The following is a 20,995-nucleotide window of genomic DNA, read 5'->3' on the forward strand; positions in this document are numbered from 1 at the left end:
GGTCACAAGGACAGTAAATTACCACTGCGATAGGCAACAGGCCCAGCGATCTTGGCGATGCGCATGCCGTGCGTAGCGTAGCGTCTGGCGACACGGGCAAATAAAATGCCGGATACAGTCGCCAGTACTGGCGTCACCTTCGCGCTGATCGGGTCAACGATGTCGGCCACTCTCTCACCTGCCTTGACCTGATCGCCTGTTTCTCTGGTAAATACCAGGATGCCTGCATGCGGGGCGCGCAGAGGCTCCACACCTTCTAGCGGTGTAGGCTGGCATAAGGCCTGAGGTAAGGCCGATGCTTTGCCACGCAGGTAACCCGCATGTCTGAGAAAATTGATGATGGCCGTGGCATCTGCCTGCGCCAGCTCATGGCTGACCTCGGTTTCTCCCCGCAATTCCACCGTGATGGACAGGCAGGCATTTGGAACAGGCGTCGCCTGACCAAATTGTTGCGCCAGCTCCCACCAGTGGCGTGAACAGGATTCATCGAATGGATCATCGCCAGACAATACCGACACCAGCACTGCCTGCGCGCCCAGATAAGCTGCCAGCGGCATACAATCGTGCGCCAGCGGAGTACCCGTATATAAGTGCATGACAGCCTGATTATCACAATGCAGGTCCAGCACGATGTCAGCATCGGCTGCCAGAGTTTGCAGGATTTTCTTTTGCTGTTCTGTTGCTGTTTCTGGCTGCCATGCCTGCAGCGCTGCAAGTGCCTGCTCGCGTATCAGCTTTACATTTTCTTTTTCATCCGTGCCCAGCCTGCCTTCCAGCAGAGGTAAAAGATGCGGTGTCAGATGGCGATAGCCGCGGTTGAAATTGACGCCTGTCGCCAGATCAAAGCGGCCAAAAGCCGTGCCCTGTATGTCTTGTGCCAGACCTATAGGGTTGGCCACTGGCACTAGTACGATTTCAGCCACAATCGCAGAAATTTTTTCATACTGGTCCAGCATTTCGCGCAAATAGTGATTCACCAGCATGCCGGGTATCTCATCTGCGTGCAAGGACGACTGTATATACACCTTGCGGCCCAGGCCTGGAGTGCCGTAATGAAAACTCCGCAATTCCCGCACTGTCCCGCTACTGATATCTGGCAAGGCATGGCTTTGTATTTGCATAAAAACTCTTTTCTTTTGTTGGTAATGGTAAGGCCCAAAAACTGGCCCATGCAGTATTTATCCCATAGTGCAGACTTTACTCTCGCCGTCACATCGTTTTTTACAATGGCAGTTTTTGCAAGCAGAAAAATACAACACTGTCTGAACCCGTCTCCACTGCAGTTTATGAACGATTTTTTACATATTCTACATTTATGAAAATAAAACGACAAATAGTATTGAAAATATTTTTAAACAGGGCTACAGTTCATTCATCGAAAAAAGTTTTACTCAATGTTTTACTGAATGTTTTACTGAATGCTTTACCGAATACGGCACATGAAAAAATTAAATACCCCTGTTGAATCTGCCTCGCCGGAAATGGTCTTTGCCAAATCCACGCTGGGTGAATCACTGATGCTGGTCTTGCAGGAAGGCTCTGCATCCTATAAGCGTATTGCCAATTTCCTCTTGCGTAACCAGGTCAAGGTGACGGCGCTCGGTATAGAAGACATGGCAGAACAATGTGATGTATCAACCGCCACCATCAGCCGCTTTGCGCGTGACATGGGCTTTAATAATTATGCGGGGCTGCGTAACCAGATTGCAGAAGTGGTGCAAGCTGTGTTTCAGCCAGTAGAAAAACTGCGCAATACCATAGAAGCAAAAAAGAATGCGCCCTCACCTGCCCATACCAGCATGCAGTTTGCTGCTGCAAATATTGATGCAGCAAACCAAGGCATGTCTGAATCAGACCTGAACGAGGTAGTCAGCCACATCGCCAAGGCTAAAACCGTGTATGTCATGGGCTTTGGACTCAGCGCCCATCTGGCCGGCATGCTGGCCCTGCATTTGCAGCCATTCTGCTCGCATGTGGTGGAAGTGGTGGGGTATGGCGGTACTGAAGTCGCGGCTGGTCACTTGGCGAATATTACTGACAAGGATGTACTCATCGTCATCTCTTTCCCACGCTATGCGCTGGACGTCATCAAGCTCACGCAGTTTGTACGCGACCACGGTGCCTGCATAGTCACGATCACCGATTCACCTGCCTCACCTATCGCGCAACTGGGTAATTATCTGCTGCTGGCACCAAGCACCCACGGTGTCTTGCCCAGCAGTGCGAGTGCCGCGATCGCCGTCATCGAAGCCCTGGTCAGCAGCATGATGGTGTCGAATAAAAAGAACGTAGAGAAGGCCATGCGCCTGACCGAAGCCATATCAGCCTATCTGCATAGCGCTGACAACAACGTCAAATACACACAGCCGGATAGCAATAAACCCAAGAAGTAAATAAACAAAATTAGCGAATCACAGTCACTCCCCGGAGTGCCTGAGGGGTATGCTTTTTTTAAATTTCTGTAAAACCTGAGGAGAAGAAGGCAATGGCAACGAAAAAACAAGCATGTCAGCCCATACCCAAGAAATTGGCTGTCGCAACCTGGTCGGCACTGAGCGTCATGGCGATGCTGGGCATGAGTACGCAAAGCGCATGGGCGCAAACTGAGAATGATCCCAACAAACCGCAGCGAGTAGAGATTACCGGCTCGTCAATCAAGCGCATTGATGCAGAAACTGCCCTGCCTGTGCAAATCATCAGCCGTGAATCGATAGAAAAGTCTGGCGTTACCACAGCGGCAGAATTATTGAGCAAAGTGTCGGCCAGCACTGCTGGCCTGACTGATGGTGCCAGCTTCAGCGACAACGGGGGTACGCAACGCGGCTTCAATGGTGCCAACCTACGTGGCATAGGTGTGTCATCTACGCTGATCTTGCTGAATGGCCGCCGCCTTGCCAACTTCGCTTCGCCCGGCACATCTTCCGGAGTGGATTTGAATTCCATCCCATCTGCTGCCATACAACGTGTCGAAGTCTTGAAAGATGGTGCGTCAGCGATCTATGGTGCTGATGCGATAGGCGGTGTCATCAACTTCATTACCCGCCCTGATTACCAGGGGGCAGAAATATCTGCCTATGCGGGCAATACCCAACATGGTGGTGCAGACAAAAAAATCATCAGCCTGTCTGGTGGCATAGGCAACCTGAGCCAGGACAGGTATAACCTCATGGGTGTGGCCAATTTCCAGAACACCGGCAGCCTGCGTTCTACCCAACGTTCATGGATAGGTTCCGCCTATCAGCCCGACATCAATCTGGATGTCGGTAGCTCCAATACTTTCCCGGCGAATGTACGCCGCACTACAGCCAGTGGTGGTGCTACCGGTTCTCGTCTGAACCCCAGTGCCCCAACTTGCAACCCACCAGCCACAGTGTTTGCGGCAGACAGCTTTGTCGGCAGCAAAGCCTGTTTGTATGATTACATGCATGACACCGAGATTTTCCCTGAATCCCAGCGTGCGTCACTGCTAGGCCGAGCCCAGTTTGCCATTGATGCTGACAATACCCTGTTTGCAGAAGTGCTCCACAGCGACACCAAAACCACTTACCGCATCAGCCCGCTAACGGTGACTAATCTGAATTACCCTGTCACTGGAATTTACTATCCGAATGACCTGATCACGACCAACAAAACACCTTTGCGCGTAGGCTTGCGCCTCAGTGCGGCAGGCCCACGCACCAATGAAGTGAATGCGGTTGCGCAACGCCTGATAGTTGGTGCCAAAGGCACAATTGCTGGCTGGGATTATGATACTGCCCTGAATCATAGCGTCAGCAAGGTTGATGACAAATATGTCGATGGCTACGTCAGGACATCGGCTTTTGACAGCGCCTTTTTGACAGGCAAGATCAATCCTTTTGGCCCATCAGGGACTGAAGGTACGAGTCTGTTGAACGCAGCAAAAATCAGCGATGCTGCGCGCCAGTCCAGAGCCACGACCGATGCTTTTGACATCAAGGCTTCACGCGAATTGTTTGCCATGGCAGGTGGCAATGCCGGTCTGGCGATAGGAGCAGAATACCGTCGTGAGAAACTGGAATTCACTCCCTCTGCCCTGCTGGCTGCTGGCGAGATACGCGGTGACGGTGCTGCATCCGCCTATGGTGGCAGCCGTACAGTCAAAGCCCTGTTTGCCGAATTGAATTTGCCCATACTCAGCAACCTCGAAGCCCAGGCCGCCGTACGCCATGACAGCTATAACGATGTGGGCAGCACTACCAATCCAAAATTTGGCCTGCGCTGGACACCTGCCAAAGAAGTCGTGGTACGCGGCTCTTATAGTGCCGGCTTCCGTGCACCCAGCCTGGCTGACATCAATGAACTAGCACGTACAGGCCAGACCAGCGGTATCTATAATGACCCGCTTGGTTGCATCAAGACCGGCAATATCGACAATACCAAGAACCCTGATTACTGTGGCATACAGCCAGACCTGATCAAGGGTGGTACGGCCAATCTCAAGCCTGAGACATCGAAGCAGTTCTCTGCAGGCTTTGTGGTCGAACCCAGCCGCAGCCTGACCGCCTCCCTCGATTACTGGCGCATAGAAAAGTCTGACACCTTGCTGGCCAACGAAGGTGCTTACTTCAGCGACCCCAAGTCCAACCCAGGCTACGCGATACGTGGCGCGGCTGACCCCAGCCTGCCAGGCATCCCCGGCCCTATATTGTCCGTCGATGGTCGTGTGAAAAATATAGGTTCGCTGAAAACCTCAGGTGTGGATATCAACGTCAACTGGAAATTACCAGAAAACAGCCTGGGCAAATTCAATGTCAGCCTGAACGGCACCTATGTCATCGACTACAAGACCCGTAACACAGCTGCCAGCCCCGAAGTGAATGGCGTCGGCATCTATACCGACACCCAGGTAGTACAACGCTGGAGACATACCCTGACATTCGACTTTGACCGTGGCCCATGGGGCGCGACACTGCAACAGACTTACTACCAGGGCTATCACGACCAGAATGCCCTGGCTGATGGCAGTACCCGTGACGTGCCCGCCTATGTCTTGTGGGATTTGAGTGGCAGCTATAAATTCAGCAAGGCATTCAGCCTGCGTGCAGGCATCAAAAACCTGCTGGATACCAATCCGCCACGTTCCAACCAGGTATATAGCTTCATCGCTGGTTATGACCCCAGCTATACCGACCCACGTGGCCGCTTCGTTTATATCTCGGGTAATTATTCGTTTAAATAAGTAGCATCAATAATCACTTCCAAAGCAGCGCGTTCGGGGACAAGATTTTTGCTTGTCCCCTTTTTTTAAATTCACACAGATAGTGTTGAATTGAATCACTTACAATATCAAAAAATCAGGATGAAAATAATGACAATTTCTCTGAAAAACTCCAGTTGGCTATTGCGTAGTTTGCTAAGCTGGCTAACTCTTTTAATCTGGCAATTGCCCATGAATGCTCACGCAGAAGACAACACCCAGCAACAATCAAAAGGCTCACTCGTCATCATAGGGGGTGCCTTGCGGGTTGATAATTCTGTAGTCTGGCAGCGTATCGTGCAACAGGCTGGTGGCAAGGGAGCCAGGATTGCAGTCATCCCGGCGGCGGCTGGCAGCCCGGAAAAATCTGGGGGCTTTGCGGTTGAATCCCTGAACCAGCATGGCGCCCAGGCTTTTTTGGTTCCACTGTCGGTCAAGCACGCGCAATTCAAGCCGCAAGACATCGTCAACGACTCGGCTTGGCTAGGCAAGCTCAACAATGCCAGTGGCGTATTTTTCACCGGCGGCGACCAGGGTCGCATCCTGCAGGCGCTGGTCAAGCCAGATGGCAGCAGGACAGCGATGCTGGATGCGATCTGGGCGCTATATCAACGCGGTGGCGTCATCGCTGGCAGTAGCGCTGGTGCCGCCATCATGAGTACCACGATGTTTTATGATGCCAAGCCTGTGCTGCCTACTCTCAAGCTGGGCGTCACTGATGGCAAAGAGATTGCCGCTGGCCTGGGCTTCATCGGCCCTGATGTATTCATAGATCAGCACCTGATCATCCGTGGCCGCTTTGCCCGCATGCTGCCTGTCATGCTCAAAAAGAATTACAAGCTGGGCCTGGGTGTTGATGAAAATACTGCCATGGTGGTCAGCAATCAGGGTGAAGTTGAGGTCATAGGCTATAAAGGCGCGATCCTGTTTGACCTTAGCCAGGCATCGACCGATGGTGCACAAAAGAATTTCAATATCAGCAATGCCCGCATCAGTTATCTGGACAGGGGTGACCGCTTTAATTTACACACCAGGACACTGACGCCTTCAGTTGACAAGCTGCAAAACAAGCTCAATCCCGCACAGGCCTACAATACCGACCAGCGTTTTTATCCTGATATCCTGGCCAATACCGTAGTCACCGACCTCATGTTTCATTTGATTGACAGCAAGCAGGAACGCGCGATTGGCCTGGCTTTTGGCATGGATACACAGCCTGAGCTGGGTTTTGAATTCAACTTCAGCAAAGTGGCGGACAGTCAGGGCTATTATTCCAATGCCTCTGGTGCGGAAAGTTATACCGTGCACAATTTGCGTCTGGACATAAGACCAGTCAGCATGAACCTGCCACTTTACAAATAAACAAGCCTGACAGCAGGCTCCAGCAAGCAGGGTGGGTGGCTTTGACGCCACCCTGTTTCCCTCCCATAGCACAAGATCCATGCTCTGATTTGTCGTTTGTTTGCAAATTCTTCCTCTCAGGCATCTTGGCTTCACTTACAATCCAGATAACGCTTACCCTGCACCTTGCGGGCCACATTGCGTGATCGCCAATTAATAAACTATGCAGGCCTGCCTCAGATGCAGGCGGGAGCCCGAGGTGATATCCGTTTTTCTCTCTTGCTTCCGTCCGGCATCGCGGCATACTGCAGCAAACCAGTGAGACCACACCATGAAACTCAGCACCCGCATCATCTTGCTGTGCGCCATCACCCTGTTTGGCATCTCCGTTATTTCTGCCATTTCGCTATATTCCCTGCGCCAGACCATGACCAAGGAGCGCACTGAGCAGATTTCCAATATGGTGGAAATGGCCGATGCCGCCATAGCAAAGGCCTATGCACTGGAACAATCAGGCAAACTTTCACGGGAAGATGCGCAAAAGCAGGCCAAGCTGGCGATTTCCAGTTTTCATAAAGATGAAATGTATTTCTTCGTGCGCGGCTATAACGATGATTTGTTGCTCGTGCACCCCAAGGCAGACCGCATTGGCGTGCCGCAAAAGGATATGAAGGAATCCGGAGACCGCTATCGTGCTGCCCTTGAAAAAAATAAAATAGGTGTAGTGCAGGCCCTGGGCACCCGGCCTGGCGTGCAAGGACAGGTAGAGAAAATCTATGCCGTCATGCGCTTTGCCCCGTGGGAATGGCTGGTGGGTACCGGTACTTATCTGGACGATATTAACGAAGCCTTCTGGCAGCAGGCTGGCATCCTGCTCGGCCTGGGCTCTCTCATGATGGCCATGGTCGGTGCCCTTGCCTGGCACATGACACGCACGATTCTCGGTCAACTGGGCGGCGAACCCGCTTATGCGGCCGAGGTAGTGGGCCATATAGCCGAAGGTGACCTGACTGCGGATATACAAGTCAAGGATAATGACCAGTCCAGCCTGCTGTTTGCGATCAAGAGCATGCGCGACAAGCTGGCCTCTGTCGTCAGTGAAGTGCGTACAGGCTCAGAATCCATCGCCACGGCATCTGGTGAAATTGCCTCAGGCAACCTGGATTTGTCTAACCGTACCGAGCAACAGGCAGGTGCACTGGAAGAAACTTCATCCACCATGGAAGAACTGACTTCCACCGTCAAGCAAAATGCCGACAATGCCAGACAGGCAAATCAATTGGCGATCTCGGCATCTGAAGTAGCAACCCAGGGCGGCAGCGTCGTAGGCAAAGTGGTGGCTACCATGGGTTCTATCAATGAGTCATCGAAAAAAATCGTCGATATCATCAGCGTGATTGACGGCATTGCCTTCCAGACCAATATCCTCGCCTTGAATGCTGCCGTCGAAGCTGCGCGTGCCGGTGAACAGGGTCGTGGTTTTGCCGTAGTTGCCAGCGAAGTACGTAACCTGGCGCAACGCTCGGCCTCTGCCGCCAAAGAAATCAAGACCCTGATAGACAGCTCGGCAGAAAAAGTAGAAGAAGGCGGCAAGCTGGTTGCCATCGCCGGCTCCACCATGGATGAGGTGGTGGCCAGCGTCAAGCGCGTGACCGACATCGTCGCCGAGATTGCATCAGCCAGCCAGGAGCAAAGCTCAGGCATAGAACAGGTCAATCATGCGATTGTGGATATGGATAATATGACGCAGCAAAATGCCGCACTGGTAGAACAGGCATCTGCTGCTGCCCAGGCCATGAATGAACAGGCTGCTGCGCTGGCGCAGGTGGTCAATATTTTCAAGGTGCAGCAACAAGCTGGTGCTGCGCCTCAGCCTCAAATCAGCCGTGCCAGCGTGCGTCCAGCGCCAACTAGCCAGGTGAATCAGCCACGCCGCTTGCGCTAGGGAACTATCACTTAGAGAAAGATTGTCCCGCTCAATCCGGTAATGATGCGCTGGCGCTGCAAAGCCTGCTCAGTTGCCGTATTGTCGCGGGTCGCATTGGCTGAGAAATCAATCACGGTTGTCTGTTTATCCGGCACAGTTGTGCTATCAATGAGCTTACCGAATTCATAACTGGAGATGCTCAGATTGCGGTCATGGCTTTTTTCCAGCCGCGCACTATTCAATTGATTTTTTTCAAATCCTAATTCGAGCTTGCTGCTCTCATGATCATCTACTTTGAAGTAGCGATAATTCTGCGAGTTCTTGCTCTCGCCTAACTCCGGTTTTTTGCCAGACTTTAACTCAAGGTGGAAAGCTGCACTGAGGCTGGATTCCAGCTTCTGGCTGATTTTTCCACTCGATAACTGACCTTCCTGTGTCGTCTTCTGGCTGGTCTGGAAATTGAAATAATCGTTTTCCTGCAAACGCAAAGGATTTGGCGTCGTTGTCTCACCTGTAATCTTTGCGTCAAAATCTGCCAGTCCAGTGAGCAGGGAACCGGCGCCGGCATCCCAGAACGATGGAGCTTTGGCAGGTGTCAGCGCTGAAAGATTGTCAGCATCATCTGTGGTATTGATTTTTTGTACGGCAGAAAAAGCTTCCTTGTACTGCGCTATCAAGCCTTCATCTGCATGACCACGCTTGGCAGCACTATCGATTTGCCCCAGGAATTGCTGGATAGCCTGCTCCCTTTGAGTCGCATTTCCCCTGAGGCCCGCATTGTCGTGCTTGACATCAATATCAATCACGCCACTGGGTGACGTCAGTTTGAGCTGATGATGTGACTGATCTATCCGGAAATCGACTTGCCTGTCACCTGACTTGATATTCAATTCCAGCGAACTGACGACGGAAGTATCAAAGCCAGACAAGGCATTGAGGTTGATCTTCTGCTCGCCAAAATAACTTTGCGCCGCGGCCTCCAGACCGGCCGCAAGCTTCTCAAGCGCCTTGCTGTCAGTCTCGCTCAACTCTGTATCACTGCTGGCCTCTACACTGAGGCCACCGGCATTGCTCTTGATAGACAGGCTGACCTTCTGCCCGGAAGCGAGTTTGACACTCAGCCCCAGGCTTTGGTCAGGACGGTCACGCAGGTCACTCAAACTGACCTGCCCTGCTTCAGCCACAGCCTTGCTGCCTGCATCGGCATCCACCGAGGTTGTGATATATGCCTGCTTCACGTTAGCACCTGTCACATGCAGGCGTTCTATAAGCCCGCTAGCAAGACCATTGAAACGCCCTGCTGTGGTCGTCGCCGACACGGCATTTTGTTCAAGCAGATAACTGAAATGATCATCGCCCTTGTTTTCCCACCATGCCGTAGGAGCCACGGTTGCGGATGCAGATGCAGATACAACACCGGCCTGATTATAAGTCTGCCCTACCGTGCCACTAGCAGAGGAGCGTAGATTGACTTGATAAGAACTTGCAGGCGGCACCACCGACGTTGATGCAGGGGCGGATGAGGCAGGCGCAAGCTGAGGGTTCACATTCTGCGTCTGAATCTGTGCCTGACCAACGCCAGGGCTTACCACCGTATTCAAACTGGTAGAGATAGTTGACATGGCTTGCTTACGTCCTTGAAATAAATCCTTGCTTAATCTTCAATTGATTATCGACAATGTTCATTATTTCTTTAGCAAACAAGTATGAAAAATCAGAAAAATTCATATTGCTTTGCACATAAAAAAAGAGATGCCAGGGCATCTCTCTTGTTTTTACCAACTGATCAGCAAACAGCATGCCTGATCAGGAAAGGCTCCAGACATATTCCAGCTTGGTCCAGGCTTGTTGTGGCTTGCCATCTTTAGCACCTGGTTTGAATTTGCAGGAAGTGTAAATTTTCTGTGTTGCCTTGTCCAAAGCCTTGGAACCACTGGATTTTTCCACTTTGGAATCAACTACCGCGCCGTCAGGGCCAATCAACACGGACAATACAACGGTGCCGGTTTCTTCATTCATCAGGGCTGATTTTGGATAAACAGGTTTTTCGCAAGTTTGCTTGTCGAGAGCAGGAGCAACTTCACTGGCAAATGCGGAAAAAGAAGAAACGAGGATAGCGGTAGCGAGAAGTAATTTTTTCATGGGAGTAAAATTAGAAACAGAATTCAGGGAAAAGTTTGATATTGCCACATGGAAACAGGTGCGTATTTTACTGCACATTTTTTCCGCAGCGCAATATTTTCATGAGGAAATTCATAGCTGGAATGTTAAAGATTGTGCCTGCTTATTATCTGGAATCATTCCCTTTGCGCTATGACAATACTCGTTAAGAATTGTTGCTTCCATGCATAGCGGCTTTGCTTTTATGCCCTATCTCCACTAGTCTTAAATCAGACATCTTGCTGCCAAAGAAGTTGATGATAAAAACAGAATGTTTTAGGGAGAGAAGGCATGAAAATCCTCAAATTAATGCTGGCATTGCTACTGGCAGCCCCATGGCAATTTGTCATGGCCGACGACAATCCCGTCGATGCCATCGCCATGGTGGAAAAGGGCCTGGCCTATATGCAAAAAAATGGCAAGGATGCACTGGTACAGGAAATCAATAATAAAAATCCCGACTTTATCAATGGCTCGATTTACCTGTATGTACGCGGTCTTGATGGCATCGTCATTGCTCACCCTATCAATCCCAAATTGATAGGCAAGAACATGCTGGATTTGCCAGATGCTGATGGCAAATACTATCGCAAAGAGATTATTGCGCTGGCCAAGAGCAAGGGTAAAGGCTGGGTAGATTACCGCTACAATAATCCTGTCAGCAAGCAGATAGAAAACAAGACTACCTATATTTTCCGCAATAATGACGTGATACTTGAAGCTGGCATCTATAAAGGAAAATAACTCAGGGCATCTTTGCACCCTTACACCCTTACACTCTATTGTTCACGCCGGCAAGCAACAGGGTGGCTTCAAACTGTATTTTCTTGTCCCTGCCCCACAACTCCCCCGGCATACGTGCGCATCGCCCCTTCCCCTCGCATTTTGTACGGTATCGCACAGACGCAGCGCTCTCCCGCAGGTTAGCCTCAGCTTAGATGGCAAAAAGAAAGTTTTTGCCCTTGCAAGAGTTGATGGCGGATGGTGTACGGCCTGGCTGGCAATTGCCGCTGCTTGCCCCACTCGCGAATGTTGATAAGGAAGCTATTCATGGTCAAGCGAATTCTCGTTGTTACCCCTGTCATTGCCGATGCCCTGGCACTGCAGGAGGCGCTTCTCAAAGCCCGTGACGGTTATTACGAAACCGTGTTCGCAGACAGCATGTTCGCTGCCGTGGAACATTTACAAGATAAGAGCAAGCCTATCGACATCATCTTGCTCGACTGCACCTTACCCGACAGCAAAGGCATAGCCAGCTTCCAGCATTTATTTGCCATTGTGCCCAAAATCCCGATACTGACTATCTGCGACACAGATCATACGCTGGCGATAGCTGCGGTGGAACTAGGTGCACAGGGTTTCTTAACACGCGGTCATTTTTCCAGTTACCTGGTGCCGCAATCACTGCGCAATATTATTCAGCGCAAAGCTGTGGAAGATGCAGCCTACCTGGAAAAAGCGCGGGCAGAAATCACGCTTAACTCTATTGGCGATGCCGTCGTAGGTACAGACATGGATGGCAACATTGATTACCTCAATGTCGCCGCAGAACACATCACTTTATGGAAACGGGAAGAAGCTCAGGGACAGCCCATCAGTGCCGTCATGCCGTTGATACAAAGTGAAAACAGGCAGGTCAAAGCCAATCCTGTCATGCAGGTATTGCAGCAAGATACCGCCACCACACTGACGCCAGGCACCATACTACTGAGACGTGATGGCAGTGAGGTAGCCATAGAAGATTCTACAGCACCCATTCATGATGCCTACGGCAAACTGTCCGGCGCAGTCATGGTGTTTCGTGACATCACAGCCACCCAGGCCATGGCAGTAAAAATGGCGCATCTGGCACAACACGACTTCCTGACCAACCTGCCCAACCGTGCGCTGCTGAATGACCGTATTGCGCAGGCCATAGGCCTTGCCAAAAGACGAGAGACTCATCTTGCGGTGCTGTTCCTGGACCTGGATAACTTCAAGCATATCAACGACTCCCTCGGTCACGCCCTTGGCGATCTGTTGTTGAAATCGGTAACCGAACGCTTGTGTGCCTGCGTGCGTAGTTCTGATACGGTCAGCCGTCAGGGTGGCGATGAATTCGTCATACTCGTGACAGATGACAAGTCTGCCGAAAATGCAGCCTTCACTGCCGAGAAGTTATTGAAGTCGCTGGCAACGCCACATAGCATCAATGGCCATGAACTGTATGTCACCACCAGCATAGGTATCAGCTCCTATCCAGCCGACGGTGCAGATGCAGATACCTTGATAAAAAATGCTGATACGGCGATGTACCAGGCCAAGGAAAAAGGCCGTAACAACTTCCAGTTCTTCAAGCCAGAAATGAATGTGCGTGCCGTTGAGCGACAAGTCATAGAAGCCAACTTGCGGCTGGCAATGATACGTAATGAATTTTCTCTGCATTACCAACCCAAGATCAACCTCAAAAGCGGTGCAATTACCGGCGCCGAAGCCTTGTTGCGCTGGTCACATCCACAATGGGGCATGGTGCCACCGATACGTTTTATCGGCATTGCAGAAGACTGCGGCGTCATCATCCCGCTAGGCCGCTGGGTCTTGCGTGAGGCCTGCATACAGACCAAGAAATGGCAGGATGCAGGATTAACGATTGCTGAAATTGCCGTCAATATTTCTGCCGTCGAATTTCGTCGCCAGGATTTTGTTGGAACTGTACGCGCCATCTTGCAGGAAACCGGGCTTTCTCCCAATTGCCTGCAACTGGAAATCACCGAGAGTGTATTGATGCGAGATGCAGAGACCAGCATCGCCATACTCCAGCAATTGAAAGACATGGGCATACAACTGGCTGTCGATGATTTTGGTACTGGCTATTCCAGCCTGAGTTACCTGAATCAATTTCCTATTGATGTCTTGAAAATTGACCAGTCATTTGTCAGTGAAATCGGTGCCAGCAAAACCGATGGTGATGGCATTATCGTCAGCGCCGTCATTGCCATGGGCAACAGCCTGAAACAGAAAGTCATTGCAGAGGGTATAGAAAAACAGGGGCAATTATCCTTCTTGAAAGCACAGCATTGTGAAGAAGGACAAGGCTATATTTTTAGCCGGCCACTGGCGGCTGAGCAATTTGCGAAAATGCTGCGTCTTGGGATTACTGCACATGCCCCTATTCCCGTGTTGATGCCGAATTGAAGAGTGCATAATTCTGATATATCGTTGATTATATAAATATCAGCAATTGTCAGGAGCACGCATTGAAAATTTATGGATATAAAAATACAGAACTGGCATCAGAAGACATAGTTCCTGATGAGCTCGCAGAAATCACGTTGGTAGCCTCGGTGCAAGAACTACGCAAAATAGCAAGGTTTATAAATTCTGCCGCTGATGATATGGAACGTGACAATTCAAATTGGGAGCACAGACATTTGTCAGATGCAGACAAGAGTTTTGAAGGTTCACCACAATTCGTATTGTACAAACCAAGCTCTCAGAACTGAACTGCAATAAGGAAAAAACGGACATGCAAGCATGTCCGTTTTCATTTTTGAGCAAAGCCGTCAATATTTATTCGTAATCACTAACTGGTATGCAAGAGCAGAACAGATTACGGTCACCATAGACATTGTCTGCACGGCCAACCGGTGCAAAGTATTTATTTTTGCGCAGCGAAGCTACAGGGTAAGCTGCCACTTCACGGCTGTAAGCATGTGGCCAGTCATTGGCGATCAATACTTCTGCCGTGTGTGGTGCATGTTTCAGCGGATTGTCCTTGGCATCAAATTCACCACTGGCTACCTTGGCGATTTCTTCACGGATGCTGATCATGGCATCAATGAAGCGATCGAGTTCAGCCTGAGATTCGCTTTCTGTCGGTTCTATCATCAAAGTACCAGGCACAGGGAAGCTCATGGTCGGTGCGTGGAAACCAAAGTCGATGAGGCGTTTGGCCACGTCTTCATTGGAAATGCCAGTCGCATCTGTCAATGGACGCAGATCCAGGATGCACTCATGCGCAACCAGACCATCATGACCACTGTACAGTACAGGGTAATGCGGGGCCAGGCGTTTGGCGATGTAGTTCGCTGCCAGGATCGCGGTTTCTGTCGCTGCCTTCAAGCCTTCTGCACCCATCATCGCGATGTACATCCACGAGATAGGCAAGATACTGGCAGAGCCAAATGGTGCTGCACTAACAGCAGAAATGCCATCTTCACCACGGACATAACCAGTGGATTTCTGGTTAGGCAGGAACTTCGCCAGATGTGCACCAACTGCAACCGGGCCTACACCTGGGCCGCCACCACCGTGAGGGATACAGAAAGTCTTGTGCAGGTTCAGATGGCTGACATCGCCACCGAACTTGCCTGGTGCTGCTACACCAACCAGCGCATTCATGTTGGCACCGTCGACATAGACTTGGCCACCATGGCTATGCACGATTTCGCACAATTGCTGTATACCCTCTTCAAACACACCATGCGTGGATGGATAAGTCACCATCGCTGCTGCCAGGTTGGCACTGTGTTTTTCTGCCTTGGCTTGCAGGTCAGCGAGGTCAACGTTGCCCTTGTCATCGCAGGCCACCACGACCACGTCCATACCTACCATGCTGGCAGATGCTGGATTGGTGCCGTGAGCAGAAGATGGAATCAGGCAGATATTGCGGTGTGCTTCACCACGCGAAGCATGGTAAGCCTGGATCACCAGCAAGCCTGCGTATTCACCTTGTGAACCGGCATTTGGTTGCAGGGATACAGCGTCATAGCCAGTTGCAGCGCACAGCATGGCTTCCAGCTGGTCGATCATTTCGCGGTAACCGATGGTCTGGTCATTTGGCGCGAACGGATGGATGCTGGAGAATTCTGGCCATGTCACGGGTATCATTTCGCTGGTGGCATTGAGTTTCATTGTGCATGAACCCAGGGGTATCATGGTGCGGTCCAGCGCCAGGTCCTTGTCAGCCAGGCTGCGCAGGTAACGCAGCATTTCATGTTCTGCGTGATAGCGATTGAAAGTTGGGTGTGTCAGGTAAGTCGTGCCACGTGTCAGCGCTGCCGGGTAAGCATCATTGACGCCAGCTTCTATCGCTGCAAAATCTGGTGCTGTAGCTACGCCGCTGGCCTTGGCAAAAATCGCCCACAGCGCTTCAACATCAGCACGTGTGACTGTTTCATCCAGAGACACGCCAACTTGCGTTGCGCTGATCTGGCGCAGGTTGTAGCCAGCAGCCTCGGCGGCCTGGTGATAGGCAGCCGCATTGGCGACATTGACTGTCAACGTGTCAAAGTAAGTCGTGTTGGCGATAGCCAGGCCTTGTTGTTTCAGGCCGCCAGCCAGAACACCCGTCAGACGGTGTACGCGCAAGGCGATCTGGCGCAAGCCTGCAGGGCCGTGATAAACAGCATACATGGAGGCAATCACTGCCAGCAATACTTGTGCGGTACAGATATTCGATGTGGCTTTTTCGCGGCGGATATGTTGCTCGCGTGTTTGCAGGGCCAGGCGATAAGCCTTGTTGCCTTGTGCATCAACCGTCACGCCAACCAGACGGCCAGGCATGCTGCGTTTGAATGCATCGCGCGTACCCATGTAACCCGCGTGCGGGCCACCAAAGCCCAGTGGTACGCCAAAGCGCTGGCTGTTACCAACGACAACGTCGGCGCCCCACTCGCCTGGTGAAGCGATCAGTGTCAGTGCCAGCAGATCAGCAGCAGCGATGACCATAGCGCCCTTGGCATGCAAGGCTGCCGCGTATTCGCGGTAATCCACGATGGAACCATCAACACCAGGGTATTGCAACAGGACGCCAAAGCAATCATTGTCCAGCGCTTCATTGCCAGCGCATGTGCGTACTTCTATGCCCAGCGGCTTGGCGCGGGTTTCTATGATTTCGCGGGTTTGTGGCAAAACATCGGCAGCGACATAAAACACATTGGATTTGGATTTGCCTACGCGCTGTATCAACGTCATGGCTTCAGCCGCAGCCGTGCCTTCATCCAGCATGGAGGCATTGGCGATGTCCATGCCAGTCAGGTCAGTGATGACTTGCTGGAAGTTCAGGATGGCTTCCAGACGGCCCTGGGAAATCTCTGGCTGATATGGTGTGTAAGCGGTATACCAGGCAGGGTTTTCAAAAATATTGCGCAGGATCACGCCAGGCGTATGCGTATTGTAATAACCCTGACCGATCAAGGACTTCAGTACACGGTTTTTTGACGCCAGTGCCTTCAATGTAGCCAGTGCTTCCTGTTCGGACTTGGCTTCTGTGAATTGCGCCAGTGGCAGCACATCGTGACGGCGGATATTGGCCGGGACGATGGCATCTATCAGGGCTGTGCGGTCAGCATAGCCCAGGGTTTTCAGCATGGCGGCTTGTTCTGCTTCAGAAGGGCCGATATGGCGAGCGATGAAAGCGTCATGCGCTTCCAGTTGGGTCAGTGAAGGACGGGTCATGGTATATGGGGTACAGAAGAGTAACGTGGAATATCAGGTGTAGCTATGCGGAGTAAACCGCAACAGGCAAATCCATATTAAAAGAGGCAGCCACAGGGCCACCTCTTTCAACTACATAATCAAGCGATGTTCTTGGCGTAAGCTTCAGCATTCATCAAGGCATCAACATCAGCAATATTGGCTGGTTTCAGTTTGAACAGCCATGCAGCAAATGCATCAGCATTGATGGATTCTGGCGCATCGGCCAGTTCTTCATTGATGGCCACAACTTCGCCAGTCACTGGTGCATAGATGTCGCCAGCTGCCTTGACGGATTCAACCACTGCGCAATCCTTGCCAGCTTCGAGTGCTGTGCCAACTTTAGGCAGATCAACGAAAACGATATCGCCCAATGCATCCTGAGCGAATTCAGTAATGCCGACAGTGATCGTGCCGTCTGCTTCTGTGCGTACCCATTCGTGGGATGTCGTGTATTTCAGGTCTGCTGGTACGTTCATGATGGGCTCCAGTTAAATAAATTGTTTTAAATAATAATGAGTGGCTAATCAATAGTAGTCAGTACTGTTACGCCGTACCGACTGCAGATCAAATTATACGGCCAGGATTTTGCCATTACGGACAAAAGGCAGTTTGACAACAGATGCTGCCAATTGCTTGTCACGGATAACAACATGCACAGTATCGCCTATCGACGCGCCCATAGGCAAACGTGCCAGCGCAATTGCCTGTTCCATGGTGGGGCTGAAAGTACCACTGGTGATTTCGCCCTCACCTTGCGCGCAGACGACTTTTTGATGGGCGCGCAGGATGCCGCCTTTTTCACGAAGGATCAGGCCCAGGAACTGGGTGTTCTGTCCTTGTGTTTGCAGCGCTTGCTTGCCGACGAAATCACGTTCACTGACCAGGTCTATGGTCCAGGCCAGACCAGCATCGAGCGGGTTGACTGTTTCGTCCATGTCCTGGCCATACAGATTCATGCCAGCTTCCAGACGCAGAGTATCACGCGCACCGAGGCCAGCAGGTTTGACACCGGCAGCGACCAGGGCATTCCAGAAATCAGTGACGCGATCGGCAGACACTGCAATTTCAAAACCATCTTCGCCGGTATAACCAGTGCGTGCCACCATGACTTCACCAAAGGAAGTATCAGCGACGATGACTGCGTTAAAAGGTTTGATTTCTGCACTGGCTGCCTTGGCTTCTGGCAAGACTTCCCATGCCTTGGCACGGGCGTTAGGTCCCTGCACTGCCACCAGGGCAAAAGCGTTAGCACCATCACGGCGCTGGGTAATGGTCAGGCCGCTGTTGGTTTCTGCATTGCGGGCATTCATCCAGGCAATGTCTTTTTCTGCCGTGCCGGCATTGACGACCAGGCGGAACCAGTGTTCGCTGAAGAAATAAATGATGAGGTCGTCGATGACCGTGCCCTCAGGTTTCAGCATGCAGGAATACAGGGCCTTGCCCGCGACCTGCAATTTATCAACATTATTCGCCACCAGGCCACGCAGGAAACTGCGTACATTCTCGCCCTGCAGATCAACGACACACATATGGGATACATCAAACATGCCGCAATCAGTGCGCACTGCATGATGTTCTTCGATTTGGGAACCATAGTTGACGGGCATGTCCCAGCCGCCAAAATCAACCATTTTTGCACCAGCCGCACGATGGGCTGCATTGAGGGGAGTTGCCTTGAGTGATGTCGCTGCTTGCGTCATGAGTGCCTCATTACCAGATTGCCAGATTGAAGGGACGAACAAACGCACGCCGACGAATAAACGCCGCATGCGCTGAAATCGCATACCCCTCTGTCCTGGTACCTGAGAGATTACGGGAGCCATGTATGTTTGCTGCCCGCGCGCACCTTCGGTGGGTAGTCCGGCGAATATTCATGAAAATAAACGTATCTGCCGCTACCGCTCTCCAGAGTTGGGGCAACTTTTAACTACCCCGTTGATCGGTCCTTTGTGCCTGAGAGTTTTTTGGGTATTAGCCCCTTCGGCGGTAACTTTCGTCACGCTCTCCCGATCAAGTAGCGCGATTATATAAGGCTTGCAAGGGCTTGGATAGTTGAGCGTGGAAATATTTACATAAAAGCCTATGGAATAGTTAAAAAATGATTAAAACGACAAGTGGCGACAAATATAGCAAGTTTGCGAGCCATAAAACCACTTATAAAAATTACGTAAAACTTACACGAAACTTACTATGAAAGTCTGACAAACAAAACCGCATTCAACCAGACCACTATCCGTTTTGACGTTCATCTCTGTATTAATTTGTAACTATTGTTTGGAGAGGAAACAATCACGAGAATGATCAGCATCCCTTGTTACTCTAGCCTCGCATTTTATTTCTATAGTGCAAATATTCGCTTCACCAAATTGAAAGCCAACCCAGATTTCTTGGTTCAAAAGAGATCAGTTGCGCAGATGTTTTGGTAAGCGATTTTTTTTAACCAGCGAAACAAAAACCCGGAGGGAAAATGAATAACAAGAAATTGAAATTGATCGCCTTTGCCATCATTGCGGCATCTGGCAGTGCAGGGAATGTTTTTGCAGCAGACTGGCCCTCGGGCTTTTCTAAATGCGCCGATGAAGGCGGCACCTGCAAAGTAGGCGACAAAGCACTGCAGGTATCATTTGGATTGAAAGATAAATGGGTCATCAAATCCCTGTCGGGCAATGTCAGTTGTACAGCTGCCACCTTTGGCGTGGCAGCAACTGCCGACACCAAAGAAAAATGTGCCGTTGGCCCAGCTGGCACGCCAGATACTGGCGGCGGCAGTGGCTCAAATGATGGCTCAGGTTCAGGCACGGGCTCAGGAACCGCGCCAGCCGGACACAGCGGCGGCTTTGCCGGGCTGGTCACTGGTGGTGGCACAGTTACAGCAGTAACAGTCACTACTGCGGCACAAATGCAGGCAACGCTGGATGCGTACAATGGCACTGGTGGCCTGGTGATACGCTATAACGGTACTTTTGATTTCCGTACTATTCCTGACGCCTGCACTCAATGGAAAAAAGCCAAAGGCGCGATAGTCGAAATCAAGAATAAAGGCAATGTCACGATAGAAGGCAGCAATGGCTCGGCAGCTAATTTTGGCATCGCCGTTAAGGGTGGCGCAAGCAATGTGATCATCCGCAATATGACCATAGGCCTGCTGCCTGGTTCTATCGATGCCATAGGCATTGAAGGCCAGAGCGGCAAATTCCCTGGCTATGTCTGGATAGACCACAACACCCTGTTCAGCTCACTTGCCGAATGCCCTGGCGCGGGTGACCTGGAGTTTGATGGCCTGGTGGATAACAAGGCAGGTGCGCATCACATCACCTACTCTTATAACTACATCCATGATCATCACAAAGTAGGCCTGATCGGTTCCAGCGACAGCGATGCAAGTGACCGCTACATCACTTTCCATCACAATTATTATAAAAACGTAGGCTCACGCCTGCCGCTGCAGCGTGGTGGTTATACCCATATTTATAATAATCTGTATAGCGATATCAAAACCTCGGGCATCAATGTGCGCATGCAGGGCTATTCACTGATCGAAAGCAATTACTTCGAAAACTCACAAAACCCCGTCACCTCACGCGACAGTGATGTGCTTGGTTATTGGGAATTGCGCAACAATAATATCAAGACGCCTGCCGACTTCAACACTTATGGCATCAATTGGGTAGCGAGTGACTCCAAGCCCAGTCGTGATGCCACAGACTGGGTAACGACATCGCATTTACCAGTTGGCATACCGTATAGCTATACACCAGATGCACCTGCCTGCCTCAAGCAAAAACTGCCTGCGTTCGCGGGTGCTGGCACTTCTCTGGCAAAACTGAGTTGTAAATGAATCTGACTATATCTTGATTGAGTCTGATTGAGTCTGATTAAGTCTGATTGAG

The 20,995-nt window shown here is 51.0% G+C and carries 15 protein-coding genes and 2 riboswitches; of the genes, 9 read left to right on the plus strand and 6 right to left on the minus strand.

The window, feature by feature from the left end; translation table 11 throughout:
* Positions 1–2: 2 nt before the first annotated feature.
* Positions 3–1,121, minus strand: a complete 1,119-nt coding sequence (locus ACO0LL_RS09200) for a succinylglutamate desuccinylase/aspartoacylase family protein (RefSeq protein WP_422950551.1) — start codon at positions 1,119–1,121, stop codon at positions 3–5.
* Positions 1,122–1,439: 318 nt separating this feature from the next.
* Here ACO0LL_RS09200 and ACO0LL_RS09205 point away from each other — a divergent pair, with 318 nt between their 5' ends.
* The 4 genes from ACO0LL_RS09205 (at position 1,440) to ACO0LL_RS09220 (ending at position 8,504) form a co-directional block, all read left to right on the plus strand.
* Positions 1,440–2,393: a MurR/RpiR family transcriptional regulator gene (locus tag ACO0LL_RS09205; protein ID WP_422950552.1), complete on the plus strand. Its 954-nt coding sequence runs from the start codon at positions 1,440–1,442 to the stop codon at positions 2,391–2,393.
* A gap of 92 nt (positions 2,394–2,485) precedes the next feature.
* Positions 2,486–5,200 (plus strand): TonB-dependent receptor, encoded by a 2,715-nt coding sequence (locus ACO0LL_RS09210; RefSeq protein ID WP_422950553.1) that lies wholly within the window; start codon positions 2,486–2,488, stop codon positions 5,198–5,200.
* 129 nt (positions 5,201–5,329) lie between these two features.
* On the plus strand, positions 5,330–6,580 hold the full coding sequence (locus tag ACO0LL_RS09215; RefSeq protein ID WP_422950554.1) for a cyanophycinase: 1,251 nt from the start codon (positions 5,330–5,332) through the stop codon (positions 6,578–6,580).
* Positions 6,581–6,890: 310 nt separating this feature from the next.
* On the plus strand, positions 6,891–8,504 hold the full coding sequence (locus tag ACO0LL_RS09220) for a methyl-accepting chemotaxis protein (RefSeq protein ID WP_422950555.1): 1,614 nt from the start codon (positions 6,891–6,893) through the stop codon (positions 8,502–8,504).
* An 11-nt stretch (positions 8,505–8,515) separates the two neighbouring features.
* Here the strand turns inward: ACO0LL_RS09220 and ACO0LL_RS09225 are convergent, their stop codons facing one another.
* Positions 8,516–10,108: a hypothetical protein gene (locus tag ACO0LL_RS09225; RefSeq protein ID WP_422950556.1), complete on the minus strand. Its 1,593-nt coding sequence runs from the start codon at positions 10,106–10,108 to the stop codon at positions 8,516–8,518.
* Between the two features lie 184 nt (positions 10,109–10,292).
* On the minus strand, positions 10,293–10,628 hold the full coding sequence (locus ACO0LL_RS09230; protein WP_422950557.1) for an energy transducer TonB: 336 nt from the start codon (positions 10,626–10,628) through the stop codon (positions 10,293–10,295).
* Here ACO0LL_RS09230 and ACO0LL_RS09235 point away from each other — a divergent pair.
* From ACO0LL_RS09235 to ACO0LL_RS09250, 4 genes are all read left to right on the plus strand, one after another.
* The gene (locus ACO0LL_RS09235) at positions 10,627–10,803 is read left to right on the plus strand and encodes a hypothetical protein (RefSeq protein WP_422950558.1); all 177 of its coding nucleotides are present in this window, start codon (positions 10,627–10,629) and stop codon (positions 10,801–10,803) included. The two genes, ACO0LL_RS09230 and ACO0LL_RS09235, sit on opposite strands and share 2 nt — an antisense overlap.
* A 134-nt stretch (positions 10,804–10,937) precedes the next feature.
* Positions 10,938–11,390: a cache domain-containing protein gene (locus ACO0LL_RS09240; protein ID WP_422950559.1), complete on the plus strand. Its 453-nt coding sequence runs from the start codon at positions 10,938–10,940 to the stop codon at positions 11,388–11,390.
* Positions 11,391–11,696: 306 nt separating this feature from the next.
* Complete coding sequence (locus tag ACO0LL_RS09245; protein WP_422950560.1) at positions 11,697–13,820, plus strand: EAL domain-containing protein; 2,124 nt, start codon at positions 11,697–11,699, stop codon at positions 13,818–13,820.
* A 62-nt stretch (positions 13,821–13,882) separates the two neighbouring features.
* Positions 13,883–14,128, plus strand: a complete 246-nt coding sequence (locus tag ACO0LL_RS09250) for an Imm32 family immunity protein (protein ID WP_422950561.1) — start codon at positions 13,883–13,885, stop codon at positions 14,126–14,128.
* A 67-nt stretch (positions 14,129–14,195) separates the two neighbouring features.
* Here the strand turns inward: ACO0LL_RS09250 and gcvP are convergent, their stop codons facing one another.
* From gcvP to gcvT, 3 genes are all read right to left on the minus strand, one after another.
* Positions 14,196–17,084 (minus strand): aminomethyl-transferring glycine dehydrogenase, encoded by a 2,889-nt coding sequence (gene gcvP / locus ACO0LL_RS09255; protein ID WP_422950562.1) that lies wholly within the window; start codon positions 17,082–17,084, stop codon positions 14,196–14,198.
* A 119-nt stretch (positions 17,085–17,203) separates the two neighbouring features.
* Positions 17,204–17,581 (minus strand): glycine cleavage system protein GcvH, encoded by a 378-nt coding sequence (gene gcvH, locus ACO0LL_RS09260; protein ID WP_211324161.1) that lies wholly within the window; start codon positions 17,579–17,581, stop codon positions 17,204–17,206.
* 93 nt (positions 17,582–17,674) lie between these two features.
* Positions 17,675–18,805 (minus strand): glycine cleavage system aminomethyltransferase GcvT, encoded by a 1,131-nt coding sequence (gene gcvT, locus ACO0LL_RS09265; protein WP_422950651.1) that lies wholly within the window; start codon positions 18,803–18,805, stop codon positions 17,675–17,677.
* Between the two features lie 80 nt (positions 18,806–18,885).
* Positions 18,886–19,024, minus strand: a riboswitch (glycine riboswitch).
* 11 nt (positions 19,025–19,035) lie between these two features.
* A riboswitch (glycine riboswitch) is annotated at positions 19,036–19,124 on the minus strand.
* Positions 19,125–19,572: 448 nt separating this feature from the next.
* On the opposite strand from gcvT, the gene ACO0LL_RS09270 reads away from it, so the two are divergent.
* Entirely contained in the window at positions 19,573–20,943 is a 1,371-nt protein-coding gene (locus ACO0LL_RS09270) for a pectate lyase family protein (RefSeq protein ID WP_422950563.1), read from the plus strand.
* Positions 20,944–20,995: the final 52 nt, after the last annotated feature.

The organism is Undibacterium sp. TC4M20W (assembly GCF_049340245.1).
Taxonomy (GTDB): domain Bacteria; phylum Pseudomonadota; class Gammaproteobacteria; order Burkholderiales; family Burkholderiaceae_D; genus Undibacterium.